This is a genomic window from Paenibacillus glacialis (assembly GCF_001637205.1).
GTDB lineage: Bacteria > Bacillota > Bacilli > Paenibacillales > Paenibacillaceae > Paenibacillus_AQ > Paenibacillus_AQ glacialis.
Genome location: NZ_LVJH01000022.1, coordinates 141,894 through 158,993, shown reverse-complemented (window position 1 = coordinate 158,993; position 17,100 = coordinate 141,894). Strand labels below are relative to the sequence as shown.

Below are 17,100 nucleotides of genomic sequence, written 5' to 3'. Positions count from 1 at the left end.
TCAAGTTTTCACCTCTTTCACTATTCTTGAATACTCTATTTGTGCATTTGCGGATGCAACATGCCTAAATTCCTCGAATATCCTAACACATTTAATAAACATTATATCACTTTTTACTTTAATCGATTTATTCAAACTATGTAGGATCCATTCGAATCCGGTGTCATACCGTTGCCTCCGCAAATGATAAACAGCTAATTCAATGAGAAACCTAAGACAATAATCCATACCAAATTGCTTAGAGTAAAATTCAGGAAACGAGTTCAATTCAATATACGAGGAAATCTGCTCTTTAAATTGAGTAAACACCCAATCCACATCCACATCAGATCTATTCGCTACTTCGGTAAGTGTAAACAGCCCTTGTAACACTTCTTCTTCATTCTCGCTCATATAAGCTACGCATTGAGGTAACACATTCCATTCGCCTTGTCGTAATCTATGAAAGTTTAAGTTAGCTTCACCCCATGCCTGAAACTTAGCAATATACGTAGGGGCATCTTCTTCTCGTTCTTCAGACCAATCCATATTGATATATAATAACGTATATTTATACGCCTCATCATAGTCTTTCAATCTACCATACGCTCCAGCTCTCATCAAATACGCATAGGATTTATAGAGCATAACAGGATGCTTTATCCTTCTTTCCGTTCGCTTTACATTCTGCTTGTTTATAGCATGTTGGCAGTCTGCTCTAAATACTAGTTTTTCGGAAATTTCTATGACCTTGTCCATGTTGTCTAAAGGGAAATAGACATTCATAAATTCACATAGAGCATCCAACTGAATATCTTCCGGAAGACGATCTATATAAGATTCAAATCGAACCGCTGCGCGAAGATTCTCTTGCTGATCTTCTCCTATAGAAAGAGAAAATAACCGATACTGACAAATAGCCAACCTCTCGGAATGTTGAAATCTTTCTCCTTCAGCTACACATTTGTACAGTAGGACTGCCGCTTTATTCAAACCTTGATTATAAAGTAATTCTGCCGTCTCGAATAATCCAGGAATAAATGAAAGATCTTCGGCAAGCCGATGTAAGATACTTTCAATACATTCATACTTCTCAAGCTCCGCACACCGTTGAAAGAAAGGTCTTAACCGTCGCCAATTCGGAGGATTCGTAATGAAACATTCATCTACATATAATTCGTATAATTCCCCCTCTGGAAGTGCCATCCCAGATGTAATGAGATCTAATTGTCTGACTGCAATAGGCTTGGGTGGATTCCGATTGATAACTGCGCTTAAAATCCCTTTGTTCATACCAGCAGCTTGTGATAATTCTTGTAGGGTCATTCCATTTATTCTTATGTAATCTTCTATCTCTGAGCGAATCGTGGAGTTAAGCTTCAACTAGATCACCCCTATGATATATCAAATATTAAAAAAAATCCAGAATTTAGTATTATTAAATTATATATGTAATCTATACAGTGGTCAATAAATTTACTTACATTTTCTACCTATAATCCTTTGTTTTACTATATTACAACTTGCCGTAAGTAAATTGAAAAGATATGATTTCACCGTACATCTCTTATTTATTTCGTAATAAATGATATGATAGATGATATTCACATCTAAACTATACTCTCTCAGGAGACTCATCGATAATGAAACCAACCTATACTATGGACGATATGCAATGGCATATGCTCATTCAGAATGTCGCTCAACATTTCAATGACCTTACGATAAAACGTGGGTTCCAATATTTCAAACAAGGGCATGTCCATCAATTAACCATGCCCGCAGATGGGCGTATCGAGGCTGTCGTTGAAGGAGCTGAGTACTACTCCGTTAAACTCAACCTAGATTCTTTTACTGATAACCGTTGTAATTGTCCGGTTCCAGCCAACTGTAAGCATATGGTTGCTACCTTGCTTGAATATGCCAACCTACAAGAGCGATCCGTTCATGCACTCGTGAATGCCAGCTCAGCGGCTACCTTCAAGCAAGTGGTGAAACCTTCTTCCCATACCGTGCCCAATCGCTCAGCGATTCAAACCGCGGATATAAAGGCAGAAGCTTCTGCCCAATTAAAGGAACAAGCAAGCAAGCTCACCACTTTGAACGTATCAGAGTGGTATGACCTATTTGAGCAATGTATCGCTCCATTAGGGATGAAGATTCCCAATGCTCCGTATGCCCAAAGTGCTCTAGCATCTATATTTTCTATACAACCTCAACTTTCACCTGTGATGGAGCAACTATTTGGATTCCATGCTCACCTATTTGTGCTTACAAAGCTAGTAAAGCCACTACAACAAGGGCATCAAACCAATTTCTATATGGGATTCCAGACGCAAGTGGCTGCTGACGATATCCAAGAATTAATGATTCAAAGCTTAGTAAATGATTTTCCACTGAAGAGTGAACCTGAACGTTGGCAACATGTTACGGAGACATTAACCCATTTACGCGCACAGATGTTGAGAGAACCTCAGAATCTCAATTATTTCTTAGACGTCTATATTCAACTCTGGTTGAATTGGATTCAGCCCAACCTTAACGATAACGATATCTACTTGGAGGAATTACAACATCTACAATCAGCGAAAGATGAACTTGGATCTTCGCTGTCCCGGCTTTCCTGGATGTTAGCTCAGAGCTGGATGCACTTCTATCTATCTCAAGATCAGCAGGCATGGGCTATGTTACACGCTGCGGATGCCGCCTTCATTGTACATGCCGATCATCTACTCCCTTTCTTAAACCTTCTATATGAAACGAAACAATGGGTACGAATGAATCATTGGCTAGTCGAAATTGGTCCACTACTCAGCAGCCACCGGAACAATAACCTTCATAATTATTGGATCTATTGGAATGAGACCATTCAACATCTTCCTGAAGCCGAAGCCTCCTTGTGGACGACACTTATAAGCATGCTACCGTATACCGAGAAGATCTATGAAGAGAAATTACTCGCACATCACAAATGGCAACAATGGATGGACTACCAGTTAAGTATGGGTAGAGAACCTCTGGATTACCGCGTCGGTGTATTTCAACCTATTGAGAAACATGCGCCAGAGTTGATGTTACCCTTCTATCATCAAGCTGTCGAACGATATATCGTCCAGAAAAATAGAGATAGCTACAAACAAGCCGTAAAACTACTGAAGCGCCTATCCAAGCTATATAAAAAACTGAAGCAAGAAGCGCGCTTTGAACTGTTCATAACCGTATTTAGCAACCGTTATAGCCGACTGCGCGCACTCCAAGAGGAGCTTCGGAAAGGAAAGCTGATTCCATGAGTCAATATACAGAGAAGATTACTCTCCACATTAGCTTAACCGCTTATGGAGATGCCCTTATTTATGGTTCTACCAATACGTATAGTTACGTATCTGGGCAATACTTGAAGCACCGCTTATTCGCATGGCATGAAGAATCCTTCTACGGTACTGAACTGGAGATTCAAACCGTTCAAGATATTGAGCTTGTCGTTCTACCCTCCGAGCAAGTCATCCCCTTCTTTGCGGAACATAAGCTTCTCAAGCATATTGAGTGGATGTGGGACGAGGATACAGATCAATGGATTCAGCTTGCTCCTATATTGGCTGCTTCTATAGAAGAGAAGAAATATATCCCCAGCTACGCTGCCTTTCAGTCCGGAAAATTGCAGTGGAGTTGGGATCAAGAGACGTTAAACCCACAAGGACAAGCAATCTTAGAGCAGATAAGCAGCGACACCCCTGTGGTCGACGGATTACGTGTGGCCTTCTCAAGCACGGTGTTCCAACGCTACTATGGAACGGAGGTGACCGCCTCTGACTTACGAAGAGAATACCCATTACTCTTTACAAGCGGCGGTACGACTGCCCCTGGCTTAGATGAACAGACTTGGTTGATTGCGATGGGCTGGAAGGCAGATACAGCACCATTCCGACCTCTTCTCCAATTACTAGAACCTGATGATGACGAACCATCTTGGCGACTTCAACTCGTTCTGCAAGACAAGATAGATCCAGCAGTTCTTGCGCACGTACGACTTGCCGATGACGGGTATGTATCTGGTTCGTGGCCAGAAGTATGGACAGCTTACGTGCACGAGCGCTCTGCTAGTTGGCTTGAACGTTTGCGTGCAAGTCTGCCGAAAGAACGACTACTTCTTAGTGGTGAGGATATATTGAACCAACCGCTGAGTGATGCAACAGCTTGGGAATTCTTGACCTCAGACAGTCATCGCCTGCTTGAAGCTGGATGGCAAGTCCTTCTTCCTGCATGGTGGGAAGCCGCTAGCCGAAAGAAACCCAAGCTTCGCGCTAAGGTCCGCTCCAGTGAAGGTAGTTCAGGTTCAGGTGGCTCTCTGTTCGGACTTGATTCCATTGTTAACTTCGATTGGCGTATTGCCATTGGGGAGACTCAGCTTACAGAGCATGAATTTGCAGAGTTAGTCGCTCGCAATGAACGGTTAGTCCGTTTCCGAGGACAATGGATCCCGCTTGATCCGGCCTTGCTGGCGCAAATTCGCCAAGCTATGGCAGGTGTCGACAACATGCAAGGGCTAACTTTTCAAGATATCCTCCAGCTTCATTTGTTGGGAAATGGTAGTGAATCTGATAGCCAAACATCGGAGCAACCTGAGACTTCAGCACGAGTCCAACTCGAAGTTGAGCTTAATGAACATCTCATGAAGATCATGGGTCAACTTAGACAACAGACGGATTGGCCAACACTTGCTGTACCGGAAGGGTTGAAAGCCGACTTGCGTTCTTATCAACATGATGGGTATGCATGGCTTGCGTTTTTGAGACGTTTTGGACTAGGTGCCTGTCTAGCGGATGACATGGGGCTCGGTAAAACAGTCCAGTTCATCGCATATTTATTACATCTCAAGGAAAGCACTGTAGATACGGATGCAAGGTTCCCTTCTCTCCTCATCTGCCCAACCTCAGTTCTAGGAAATTGGCAGAAAGAGATCGCCCGCTTTGCGCCTTCTTTAAGGGTCATGCTCCATTACGGAACCAAACGCTATAGCAATGAGGAATTTCTAGCCGAGGCGATACAAGCAGATGTCATTCTAACATCCTATGCTACTGCAACGCTCGATCAAGATATGCTTAAAGAATCCACCTGGGCGTCCATTTGTTTAGACGAAGCTCAGAATATTAAGAATGCCCAGACCAAACAGTCTTCTGCTGTTCGAAGCTTCCCTGCCAAACATCGTATTGCGCTTACCGGAACACCGATCGAGAATCGACTCTCAGAACTCTGGTCTCTTTACGACTTCATCAACCCGGGTTATCTGGGCAGTTCGAGAGCCTTTAACAATCGGTTCATCAATGCCATCGAGAAAGAGCATAATGAACAGAAAACGATGGATTTACAGAAGCTAGTTAAGCCGTTTATGCTTCGTCGCAAGAAGAAAGATCCGGCCATTCAACTCGATTTGCCTGACAAGAATGAGATGAAGACGTATATTCATCTCACGACTGAGCAGGGGGCACTTTATGATCATACCGTCACTCATCTCATGGAACGTATGCAGAAACTAGAGGGTATTGAACGAAAAGGAGCTATTCTTGCAGCACTTACTCATCTTAAACAGCTCTGTGACCATCCGATACTCTTGACGAAAGAATCTATTCCCGAAGCTTCTAATGGTCAAGACGGAGTCCTTGAGACCGAAACGTTGATCAGCCGATCAGCTAAGCTGGAGCGTCTCCTCGCGATGGTGAAAGAACTGCGGGAAGAGGGGGAACGTTGCCTTATCTTTACGCAATATATTGGTATGGGGCAAATACTACAACAAGTGCTACAACAAGAACTTCAAGAACCTGTACTCTATTTGAATGGGAGCTCATCGAAATCCGCTCGTGATCGCATGATTGATCAATTCCAATCTCATACGTTATCCCCTGAGGAGCAACCCTCTGTGTTCATTCTTTCAATTAAGGCAGGGGGAGTCGGTCTTAATCTGACAGCAGCCAACCATGTCTTCCACTTCGACCGTTGGTGGAATCCTGCTGTAGAGAACCAAGCAACTGACCGAGCCTACCGTATGGGTCAGACCAAGGATGTACAAGTACACAAGTTCATCTCTCTGGGCACATTGGAAGAACGTATTGATGAGATGCTGGAGAATAAACAACAGCTTAGTGATAACGTCATCTCAAGTACCGAAGGCTGGATTACCGAGCTATCGACCGATGAATTACAAGATCTCTTCTCGTTACGACGTGATTGGACCGGTTGATTCTTGTGTTCTTCGTAAATACATCTCAAAAGAACCACAACAAAAGGGGCACCTTAGTGTCCCTTTTCATTATATTTGAAGAGGTAATCAATACCTCACTTCATATTCACAATGTTCATCACCATGGACATTGCATTTCACTTCTCGAACAGATACGCGTTTACCTTGTATTTTAGTAAGAGCCCCTTCCATGATAGCTCCTTCCAAATCACACACCATCTTGCCTTCCATAACCGGTAAACCTTCACAAAAACAATCATGTATTGCTACCGTCATTCCCTTCTCATCCTCCCTAACTATTGTAGGGATACCTATCTTCATATTTTCAAATAGCTCGAATAGTTCATTAACCGAAGTAACTCCTAACTCTTCCCCAATTTTTCTTCCTATAGTCTGCGTCGTGCCTTTACCATTCATCGGTAGCGCTTGATATAGCCCAATCAGCCTGATGGTCCTAAATAGCTCCAGTGGTACGAGATCGCCCAAATTTTCTCTTTTTATTTTCTTCATATCTGCAAATGTAAAATGATCCATCTGTACTAACCCCCCAGTCGTATTTATAAATATTGATAATTTCTTGATACGTTGATTATAGACTCATCCTATGACCGACTTGTGATTTTAATCACAACTAAAATAAGTGTTTAACTTTCCCTCCGTAAATAATTAACGGCTATCCTGCTCAATCTTGATCCAGGTCAATTTAAGTTCTCAAGGTTAGATCTATAATGAAGTCAGAAAAAAGATACCTTAAGGAGGAATAATAATGATGATAACTACGATCCAATTGGAGCAACTAACTTGTCCCAGCTGCATTAAGAAAATCGAAATAGCATTAGGCAACAAAGATGGTATCTCTGAGGTAAGGGTTCTATTCAACAACAGTAAGGTAAAGGCTAGCTACGACGAGAACATTATTGATTCAACAGATATTGGTAAGCTCATCTCAGATCTAGGTTTTCAAATTCTGAACATGAAATAAACTTATTTCTTCCGATACAAGTTACGAAGTACAGACATCAAGAAGTAACGCTCAAAAAAATATTAGGGGGTCTGGATGATGTCAAGAAAGAGAAAAGGACAAATTGTTGCGATATCAGGGCTGTTCATAGCCCTATCACTTTTGTTGAAAACCTTAGATGTCCTAGTGAATGCCTCTGACGGTCTCATGATTACCGCTGCTCTCATCGCAGGATATCCTATTATGAAAAATGCCATTCAAGCATTACGTTATCGAATTTTAGGAATAGAAGCTCTTGTTACGATAGCAGTAATAGGTGCCATCATGATCCAGGAATACTGGGAGGCAGCAGCCGTTACCTATTTATTCATCTTTGGTTCATATCTTGAAGCAAGAACGATTGAAAAGACCCGTTCGTCCTTAAAGGCCCTGCTTGACTTGGCACCGACGATGGCTTCTGTCATGCGTGACGGGAAAGAGGTTAAGATATCGCCTAATGAAGTAACCAAGGGAGAAATCGTACTTGTACGTCCCGGTGAGAATATCCCGGTAGATGGCACAGTATTCAAGGGGAAAGCAACGGTAAACCAAGCCGCCATTACGGGTGAGTCGGTTCCGGTGAGCAGAGAAAAAGACGGTACTGTGTTTAGTGGAACTGTCATTGAAAGTGGTTATTTGGAAATCATCGCAGAGAAGGTCGGCGATGATACAACGTTTGCGCGTATTCTGAACATGATAGAAGAAGCGCAAGAATCGAAAGCGAAAACGCAGAAATTTATCGAGAGTTTCACCAGGTACTACACCCCCAGCATTTTCACATTAGCCATCATCGTTTATTTCTTAACCAGAGACATTGAATTTACACTTACACTATTAGTGATTTCCTGCCCCGGTGCCATGGTTATTTCTGCTCCTGTCTCTATCGTCGCTGGGATCGGAAACGGCGCGAAGAACGGAATTCTGATTAAAGGCGGCGAGATTCTGGAAAAGGCAGGAAAGGTTCAAGTCGTCGCTTTTGACAAAACAGGTACACTAACGGTTGGGAAACCACAAGTGACTCAACTTTGCGCCTTCCAGATGAGCGAGGATGAACTACTTTATAGGGTAGCCCGTGCAGAATTTTCTTCCGAACATCACTTGGCTAGAGCCATCCTGACGGAAGCGAAGCAAAGAATCGGGTCTGAAATTAAGCCTGCAGAGCAGTTCGAGGCTTTGCCTGGTAAAGGAGTACGAGCCACGGTTGATGGAACTGAACTTTATATTGGGAATCGCAAACTAATGTCGGAGTATACCATTCCATATGGTCAAGAAATAACTAGTTATATAGCTCAAGAGGAAGAGAAGGCACAAACCGTTGTCTTTGTCGCAAATCATGAGAGGGTCTTGGGGCTGATCTCAATTGCAGATGTCTTGAGAGCGGATGCCTATGAGCTTGTCCGAAATTTGAAGAAATCTGGTGTGAAAAAGGTTGTTATGTTAACCGGTGATAATGAAAGAACGGCTGCTGCTGTCTCAAGAGAACTGGGAATTGATCAGTATTATGCAGAACTTCTTCCCGAAGATAAAGTTATGAAATTAAAAGAGTTACAAGATAATAATATCGTTGCCATGGTTGGCGATGGGGTTAACGATGCTCCTGCTCTAGCTATTGCTGATGTGGGAATTGCAATGGGAGGGTCAGGGACAGATGTAGCGATAGAGACCGCAGATATTGTTCTCATGTCGGACCGACTAGATAAGCTCTCTTATACCTTCGGACTTAGCCATGCTACAATGAATAATATGAAGCAGAACATCTACTTTGCGGTAGTGGTTGTTGTGACTCTGTTAATTGGTGTATTAACCAGAAATGTATTCATGGCTTCTGGAATGCTCGTACATGAATTAAGTGTGTTGTTAGTCATTATGAATGCTATTCGCTTAACACGCTACAAAGCTGTGAAGTCTAGCCATCGATTACATTCAACAAGGAATAGAGGGATACCTAATGGAGTGCAAACATCACCAAGTGAATGAGCAGCATAGTGTGGATCATTCATCCTCATTATGTATCAATAATGTACCGATCCTGGATATTTTATCATCCGCAGAAAAAAAAGAAGTGATGAATACCTCTATTAGCCGAAAATTTAAAAAGGGAGAAGTAATTTTCTCCTCTGGACATCCATCAGCAAACCTATGGATTGTTCATAAAGGTAGCGTGAAAATTTCCCGCTTCTCCTCTGCTGGCAAAGAGCAAATTGTACGTATTCTTGAGCAAGGCGATTTCACAGGGGAGTTGTCCTTATTCAGTCATACGATATTAAATAGCACCGCCGAGGCATTAGAACCAACAGAGATATGTCTGATTCAAGGAAAAGTAATCAATGATTTAATGTTAAAGACGCCTCAGATTGCTATAAAATTTCTTGAAAAATATACAGAACGAATTGAGATGGCCGAAGACATGCTCGAACAGATTACACTGTACGATGTGGAGCAGAGAATTGCCAAAATCCTCTTGAAAATGCTACATGACCAAAAAATTGATCATGCAAAAGAAAATAATATAATTTTACCTATGAGCAAGAAAGATCTTGCTGTGATGATTGGAATATCCCAGGAAACCTTAAGTCGCAAGCTCTCCCTTTTTCAAGAACAAGGATGGATTAAGCTTATCGGTCAACGACAAATCACAATCCTTGATCAGGAAAGTCTCAATCATTGTGTTCAGTTCTTAAAACGTTAGTGTTTTAGCTTCCTGAACGAATAATTCGTTCCTTATAAGTCGTCCATCGATAGGGCAATGGCATCAATCTTGGACGTAGTAACCTGAATGAATATCTAATGTATCGAGTGAAAATCGAACAATGTGTTAATAATATATAGAGACACACGCGGATACAATTCATTAAGGGAGCTGTTAGGGATGTGGTTTTCAAAAACACAAGAAGAGGTTCTTCAAGAGTTACAAGTAAACTCTGCGAACGGACTGACCATAGAGGAAGCAAAGTCCAGGCTTGAACAACATGGTGCAAATAAGTTAAAAGGTAAGCCGAAAAAAAGCATCATTTCTCTCTTCTTTGCGCAACTGAAGGATATGCTCATCTATGTTCTTCTAGGTGCCGCCGTGGTAACACTTATTATCGGAGAATACATTGATGCGATTATCATTCTTTCCGTTGTTGTGCTAAATGCGCTAATTGGTGTGATTCAGGAGAATAAAGCGGAGAAAGCTATTGAAGCGTTGCAGCAAATGACGACTCCACGATCACTCGTTAGACGTGACGGAGAAGTGAAAGAAATCCTCTCTGAGGACATCATACCTGGGGATATCATCATATTAGATGCAGGCAGATATATCCCTGCTGACCTCCGGTTATTAGAGACCGCTAACCTACAAATAGAGGAATCCGCGTTAACAGGTGAATCCGTGCCCTCAGATAAAGATGCCAATGCGCTTCATGAAGATCCAAAAACGCCAATTGGCGACATGTCTAACATGGCCTTTATGTCCACACTGGTTACCTATGGAAGAGGCGAAGGTGTAGCAGTCGAAACTGCCATGGGCACGGAAATGGGCAAAATCGCTAAAATCCTAGATGCAGATACCAAGGAAATGACCCCTTTACAGAAAAAATTAGAAGAACTCGGCAAGATACTGAGCTATATTGCCATTGGAATATGCGTGCTTATCTTTATCATTGGTATTTTTCAAAAAAGGGATTTATTCGAAATGTCCTTAATCGCTATCAGTTTAGCCGTTGCGGCCATACCCGAAGGTCTTCCAGCCATTGTAGCCATCGTATTAGCGCTTGGCGTTACAAGAATGTCCAAGATTAATGCCATCGTGAAAAAGCTGCCAGCCGTCGAAACTCTGGGATCCGTCAACATCATTTGTTCAGACAAAACAGGTACGCTTACTCAAAATAAAATGACCGTTGTGAAGCATTTTACAGTGAGTCCTCTCCATAATGAACCGCCTGTCGAGCTCATCAAAACCCTTGTGTTATGTTCAGATGCTACCTTCGAGCATGGTCAAGGTACCGGAGACCCTACAGAAGTCGCTTTAGTCGCATTCGGGGAACAGAATAATTTAACGAAAAGATCTTTAGACGCAGAGTACAACAGGGTTTCGGAGAATCCATTTGATTCGGATCGCAAATTGATGTCTACGTTGAATAAAACCAGAACCGGCTATCGCGTACATACGAAGGGTGCAATCGATCAACTGCTAAAGATCTCAACCTCTGCTATCGTGGAGGGAGAAGTTGTACCCTTGACTGAAGAATTAAAGCAGCAATATCTAAGAGCTGCTGAGGAAATGTCGGATGAAGCCTTAAGAGTTCTTGGTGCCGCATACAAGGATACAGATCGCCTCATTACATCGGACGAGATGGAACAGGACCTGACAGTACTCGGATTCGTAGGGATGATTGACCCACCAAGACTTGAAGTCAAAGATTCGATAAGCGAAGCGAAATTAGCCGGAATTATGCCTATTATGATCACCGGCGACCACCGAAATACTGCGGTTGCCATTGCGAAAGAGCTTGGAATCGCACATTCGATCGAACAAAGTATGACCGGTGCAGAGATTGATGATTTGTCAGATGAAGCTTTCTCGCACAAAATAAATGACATTCGAGTATTTGCCCGCGTCTCACCAGAACACAAGGTGAAGATCGTCAAAGCCTACAAAGCACAAGGAAACATCGTATCGATGACTGGCGACGGAGTGAACGATGCACCTTCATTAAAAATTGCCAACATCGGTGTTGCCATGGGCATTACTGGCACGGATGTTGCCAAGGGTGCTAGTGATATGATTTTAACAGATGATAACTTCACGACGATCGTACATGCCATTAGAGAAGGAAGAAATATCTATATCAACATTAGGAAGGCTGTCATATTCCTTCTATCCTGTAACCTTGGAGAAGTCGTCGCCATACTCACATCGATCCTGTTCTTCTGGCCTGTGCCTCTCCTTGCAACCCATATCCTCTGGGTCAATCTAGTGACCGACACATTGCCAGCGATTGCGCTTGGTGTTGACCCTGGCGAGAAAGGTGTAATGAATGAGAAACCCAGAGATCCTAAAGAGAGTTTCTTCGCGAAAGGTGCAGGACTACGAGCCATTCTCGGCGGAATCTTAATTGGAGCGTTAACGTTAGTTGCCTTTTATTTAGGACTAAATGAACATGGATATAGCTTAGTTTCAAAGGACATTCCTGAGGGCGTCATGACCTATGCGAGAACAATGGCCTTTGTTGTACTTGCTGCTTCACAGCTTTTCTATTCGTTAACGATGAGAAGTTCCACGAAGTCCATATTTCAAGTCGGACTATTCTCAAACAAGTTCTTATTAGGCGCTATACTGCTAGGATTAGTTCTACAGTTTGCTGTAATTACCATACCCTTCCTAGCCTCGGCATTTAAGGTGCACAATCTTAATTTAGCTGATTGGGGATTGGTCATCCTATTGGCCCTGATTCCACTAACCGTAAATGAAATAATCAAACTATTTATTCGCATCACAAGAAGGAAGGAAAGTGCATAAGTAGTTTTTGGTCCCAGCAGATGATGGATGAAGAAGTGCACAGTGATTAGGTAATATTACTGTGCACTTCTTTTGACTGAGCACGACAATCATCAACGACAATATTTACATCCTCGCTAGATGGGTATCATTTCAATTCCTTTATGAATAGGCTATAGTATCTAATTTATATTGGAGGTTTCCCACATGAGTACTGGTAATGAATATCCAAACAGTCACAATCGAATGCCTACTTATCCTTACATTACCGATTCACAGCAACACGCTAATTCTCACTACTCTTCCTATCCCATCCGTTCTCAACAACCTTACCACTACTTTCATTACTACCATCTCACCCCTTCTCAACCTCATCCATACGATAATCAGACCGATAGGAAGGAGAGTGTAAATGGATATATCAACGGATCTATAGGTAACGGAAAAGGAATAATCCTCGATACTGGAGGAGAATTAGGCGGTAAACATGGCATTGGTTTTACCGCAGACGGCCATGTAGACTGTAAAAGTATAGGGACTCATGCAAGTGGTCACCTCGGAGATCAATATGGCATTAACGTGCATGGTGGAGCAGACCTAAACACCAGCCAAGGACTCCAGTTCAACACAGGTGGACAGGTCGGTGGCAAGTATGGACTCGGCGCAAAGGCTACGGGTCAGATCGGCGGTGGGCAAGGAGCTGGGTTTAATACCGAAGCACAGGTTGGTGGGGAGTACGGACTCGGGGCCCATGCTAAAGGCCAGATTGGCGGCGGTCAAGAGACCGGGTTCAGTACCGGTGCGCAGCTTGGGGGTGAGCATGGTCTTGGTGCTCATGCCAACGCTCATCTTGGCATCAGCCAAGGTGCTGGAATAAAAACCGGTGCACAACTCGGAGGTGAGAACGGTCTTGGCGCTCATGCTAACGTTCATCTAGGCATCAGCCAAGGTGCCGGGTTTAATACCGGTGCGAAGCTCGGGGGTGAGAATGGCCTCGGGGCTCATGCCAAGGGACAGTTAGGTGGTGGCCAAGGAGTGAACCTCGGAATTGGCGGCCATGTAGGTGGTCATAACGGCCAGCTCGGTCTTAAGTTCGGCGGCAAGGATAAGGAATTGAAGGAATCGAAAGATTTAAAAGAATGAAATAATGGAAATGATTCCACAAATAACAGGCTACCAACCAACGGTAGCCTTTTTTAACGTATGTGATGGTCACCATTCGAATTCATCCGATCTTTTCTAACATCATCACCATCACAACAGCATAATCTATTAAAGTGAGAACCCGGTTATCAAAGGAGAATGAATCATGGGACCTTTTACAAAAGATTTGTTAAAAGACAAAGTCGTCCTGATCACTGGTGGAGCTACTGGATTGGGACGGGCCATGGGAGAACAGTTTCTAGATCTTAGTGCAAAGCTAGCCATTGCTAGTCGACGCGAGGAAACATTAAGAAAAACAGCTGAGGAGTTAAGTTTGAATGGGCATGAAGTGTTCTACAAAGTAACCGATGTTCGGGATCCTGTCCAAATTCACGACCTTGTAGAGGCCGTGGAGCAACGATTCGGACAAATCGATGTTCTGATCAATAATGCCGCGGGCAATTTCATAAGTCCGACCGAGCGCCTCTCTCCCCGAGCGGTAGATGCAGTCTTAAATATTGTGCTACATGGAACCATGTACACTACTTTGGAAATCGGAAAAAGGTGGATCGAGCAAGGCCATCAGGGTACGATGTTGAACATCGTAACGACCTACGCATCCACGGGTTCGGCCTTTGTTGTACCATCCGCAGCGGCTAAGGCCGGCGTATTAGCGCTAACTCGCTCGCTTGCGGTGGAATGGGCGCGGTATGGCATACGCCAAGTCGCTATTGCTCCGGGTCCGTTCCCAACTGAAGGAGCAACGTCACGACTCATGCCAACCCCTGAAATAGAAGAACAGATGATCAATCGCATTCCCCTTCGCCGTGTAGGTAATAAAGAAGAACTCGCTCATTTGGCAGCTTACTTGATCTCAGACTATGCTGGATATATCAACGGAGAGGTCGTTACCATCGACGGCGGAGAGTGGCTTCAAGGCGCAGGAGAATTCAACGATCTTCTTGAGATTACAGAGGCACAGTGGGATAGCCTTGCTGAGAAAACACGTAAGGGTAAATAATCGGTCTCTGCAAGAATAGTCGTAGATAGGGATTAATTGGAGACCTGTGATGGTCTCCTTTTGCTTGTTATGGTGATCCGTTCGAGCTTTCAAATCATGAAATCCCTGACACTTTATGATTACTTGTATACATATGAGTTCCGATCCTGGCAACAATTACACCTTCTGTATCATTTTTTTCTACAATTAGACGATTTCGACTTGTTGAAAGTTTCCGTAAATATTCAAAGTCTGGGTGAACGACTTCATCCGTAAGATACGCAGATGTTGTACTCCCTGGGATTCTCCTTTTATTAAGAGATGCTATGCTGCCCTCCGCTGGTTTTATCCCCATACCATGCCCATAATATAACCCATCCCCTAAATAAACTGCATTTTCACCCTGCCACTCCGGCGTTGCTGGATTATGGTCTGGGTTTTTGAAATATACGATATCTCCTGGGAAAACTTCATTATTATGTTCTACCATTTTCAACTGTAAGTCACTGTCATAATTCCAATCTCTTAAGTACAAATCTTGAAAATACACATCAAATATATCCTTTTTCAACACAGTGAGCGTTGCTTTATATAAGGTAATGATCATGGCAGTTGCACATTCAAAACCATACAATTGTCCATTTTTAAAAATATCATTGATCCCAACCGAAGGCCTGATGCCGCTATTTAGTCTGAAACCTCCATTGTCTGTTCGAGTCCAAAATTGGTCATTGCATCGTGAGTTTTTGAAGACAGCAAACTTTGCATCACTAGCATATAAGGCTTTGCCTGCATCTATAGTAGCCGTTCTCATTTTCAACTCAAAATCTAACGCCTCAAGCGACACATATCGGTACACTCTTTCGCTTTTTTTCTTCTGATTCACAATATCTCGTTCTACATCCGTTAGCTGTAACGTATTTATTTGCTCTACATCCACACCCGTGATCACGATCATCGCGCTTCCTCCTATGCAATATTGTTCAAATATAGGTTATTGTACGTGTCTGATGGGCTGTTTGTGCAGAGCAACGTAGATTATCCTGTTCTATAGGCTTTTCACCTTACCATTACTATCACCTCGGCATACTCTATTAAATACAAATGGAAAGGTGGAAAGACTTATTAATACATTTAGAGCTCGTTTAAACGGTCGTAACGAGGTTCCTCGAGTAAGAACAAGAGCCACTGGAGATGCTTCATTTGAACTCCTCAGCAGCGGCACCCGACTGCGATTTCAACTTAATATCCGAAATATATCAGGTGTGACTCAAGCTCATATTCATCTTGGACGGAGGGGACAGAACGGACCTGTTGTTGCATTTCTGTTCGGTCCATCTAAATTTGGCATATCCGTAAGACAGGGAGTCGTTCGTGGTGTCCTAACAAATCGGGACTTAGTCGGTCCTTTACAAGGAAAGACCATCCGCGATTTAGTCCGTGAGTTTAGAAATGGGAATGCCTATGTGAATGTACACACCATACAACATCCTGATGGAGAAATTCGCGGTCAGGTCATACACTAATCAGTTGTTAAAGAAATACTATCATTAGAGCGTCAAATCTGACATTACAAAAACACCTTATTTGAACAAAAAATACCGTAACTGCACGTTAGTCGCAGCTACGGTATTCTTCTAACTGTATTCTAATTCATTTATAATTGCTCACATGTGTTGTATTACGGCTTAACGACGGATAGGAGAAGCTCATTTCCTCCGGAAATGACCGTCACTTCTGCCGACAAATCCAAGTCACTTACAAGTAATGATTCCCCGACGTTCATACCACCGATATCACACTCTATCGCATTCGGCAAATATTTTGGTAAGGCTTCTACTTCAACGAACTCGCACTGAATTTGTACGACTCCGCCTTGCTTGGTACCGATTGGTATACCCGTAATCTTCAATGGTAACTTTGTGCGTACAATCTCGTTTGGTTGTACTTGTTGGAAATCAACATGCAACAAATCCCGTGTTATTGGATCCTGCTGTAGTTCCTCTAATAATACGGATAAGGATTCTTTTCCTTCAAGCTGTAACTCGATAAAACCAACTGCACCACGCTTTAACCATTTTTTAAATTCTATTGTTGAAATATGAATCATTTCATTCTTCGTGTTTCTACCAAAGACAACGCCAGGTAGACGTCCTTCTTTACGTAAATTCCGAAGCCCGGATGTATTCAGATGCTTGCGTTCTTCTGCTTGAAATAATGTTGTCATGATCTATTCGCTCCTCTATAATATATGATCTTTG

13 protein-coding genes are annotated in these 17,100 nt (G+C 42.9%); 9 read left to right on the top strand and 4 right to left on the bottom strand.

Annotated features, from left to right (window positions below):
• Entirely contained in the window at positions 1-1,362 is a 1,362-nt protein-coding gene (locus PGLA_RS13415; protein WP_068533488.1) for a hypothetical protein, read from the bottom strand.
• Positions 1,363-1,622: 260 nt separating this feature from the next.
• Here PGLA_RS13415 and PGLA_RS13410 point away from each other — a divergent pair, with 260 nt between their 5' ends.
• The gene (locus PGLA_RS13410; protein WP_068533487.1) at positions 1,623-3,269 is read left to right on the top strand and encodes an SWIM zinc finger family protein; all 1,647 of its coding nucleotides are present in this window, start codon (positions 1,623-1,625) and stop codon (positions 3,267-3,269) included.
• A complete protein-coding gene (locus PGLA_RS13405) occupies positions 3,266-6,214 on the top strand; it encodes a DEAD/DEAH box helicase (RefSeq protein WP_068533485.1) in 2,949 nt (982 codons plus the stop codon). Before PGLA_RS13410 ends, PGLA_RS13405 begins: the two co-directional genes overlap by 4 nt.
• A gap of 87 nt (positions 6,215-6,301) precedes the next feature.
• Here PGLA_RS13405 and PGLA_RS13400 read toward each other — a convergent pair whose 3' ends face one another.
• Positions 6,302-6,748 (bottom strand): V4R domain-containing protein, encoded by a 447-nt coding sequence (locus PGLA_RS13400; protein WP_068533483.1) that lies wholly within the window; start codon positions 6,746-6,748, stop codon positions 6,302-6,304.
• 232 nt (positions 6,749-6,980) lie between these two features.
• Here PGLA_RS13400 and PGLA_RS13395 point away from each other — a divergent pair, with 232 nt between their 5' ends.
• The 6 genes from PGLA_RS13395 (at position 6,981) to PGLA_RS13370 (ending at position 14,860) form a co-directional block, all read left to right on the top strand.
• Positions 6,981-7,196, top strand: a complete 216-nt coding sequence (locus tag PGLA_RS13395; protein WP_068533481.1) for a heavy-metal-associated domain-containing protein — start codon at positions 6,981-6,983, stop codon at positions 7,194-7,196.
• 75 nt (positions 7,197-7,271) lie between these two features.
• The gene (locus tag PGLA_RS13390; protein WP_084411052.1) at positions 7,272-9,191 is read left to right on the top strand and encodes a heavy metal translocating P-type ATPase; all 1,920 of its coding nucleotides are present in this window, start codon (positions 7,272-7,274) and stop codon (positions 9,189-9,191) included.
• Entirely contained in the window at positions 9,163-9,903 is a 741-nt protein-coding gene (locus PGLA_RS13385; protein ID WP_068533476.1) for a Crp/Fnr family transcriptional regulator, read from the top strand. Before PGLA_RS13390 ends, PGLA_RS13385 begins: the two co-directional genes overlap by 29 nt.
• A 180-nt stretch (positions 9,904-10,083) precedes the next feature.
• The gene (locus tag PGLA_RS13380) at positions 10,084-12,717 is read left to right on the top strand and encodes a cation-translocating P-type ATPase (RefSeq protein ID WP_068533474.1); all 2,634 of its coding nucleotides are present in this window, start codon (positions 10,084-10,086) and stop codon (positions 12,715-12,717) included.
• A 186-nt stretch (positions 12,718-12,903) separates the two neighbouring features.
• The gene (locus PGLA_RS13375) at positions 12,904-13,839 is read left to right on the top strand and encodes a hypothetical protein (protein ID WP_068533472.1); all 936 of its coding nucleotides are present in this window, start codon (positions 12,904-12,906) and stop codon (positions 13,837-13,839) included.
• A gap of 166 nt (positions 13,840-14,005) precedes the next feature.
• The gene (locus tag PGLA_RS13370; RefSeq protein WP_068533470.1) at positions 14,006-14,860 is read left to right on the top strand and encodes an SDR family oxidoreductase; all 855 of its coding nucleotides are present in this window, start codon (positions 14,006-14,008) and stop codon (positions 14,858-14,860) included.
• A gap of 94 nt (positions 14,861-14,954) precedes the next feature.
• Here the strand turns inward: PGLA_RS13370 and PGLA_RS13365 are convergent, their stop codons facing one another.
• Positions 14,955-15,797: a protein-glutamine gamma-glutamyltransferase gene (locus tag PGLA_RS13365; RefSeq protein ID WP_068533468.1), complete on the bottom strand. Its 843-nt coding sequence runs from the start codon at positions 15,795-15,797 to the stop codon at positions 14,955-14,957.
• Positions 15,798-15,951: 154 nt separating this feature from the next.
• Between PGLA_RS13365 and PGLA_RS13360 the strand changes: the two genes are divergently transcribed.
• On the top strand, positions 15,952-16,365 hold the full coding sequence (locus tag PGLA_RS13360; protein ID WP_068533466.1) for a CHRD domain-containing protein: 414 nt from the start codon (positions 15,952-15,954) through the stop codon (positions 16,363-16,365).
• Between the two features lie 155 nt (positions 16,366-16,520).
• Here PGLA_RS13360 and PGLA_RS13355 read toward each other — a convergent pair whose 3' ends face one another.
• A complete protein-coding gene (locus PGLA_RS13355) occupies positions 16,521-17,066 on the bottom strand; it encodes a 50S ribosomal protein L25 (RefSeq protein WP_068533464.1) in 546 nt (181 codons plus the stop codon).
• Positions 17,067-17,100 lie beyond the last annotated feature (34 nt).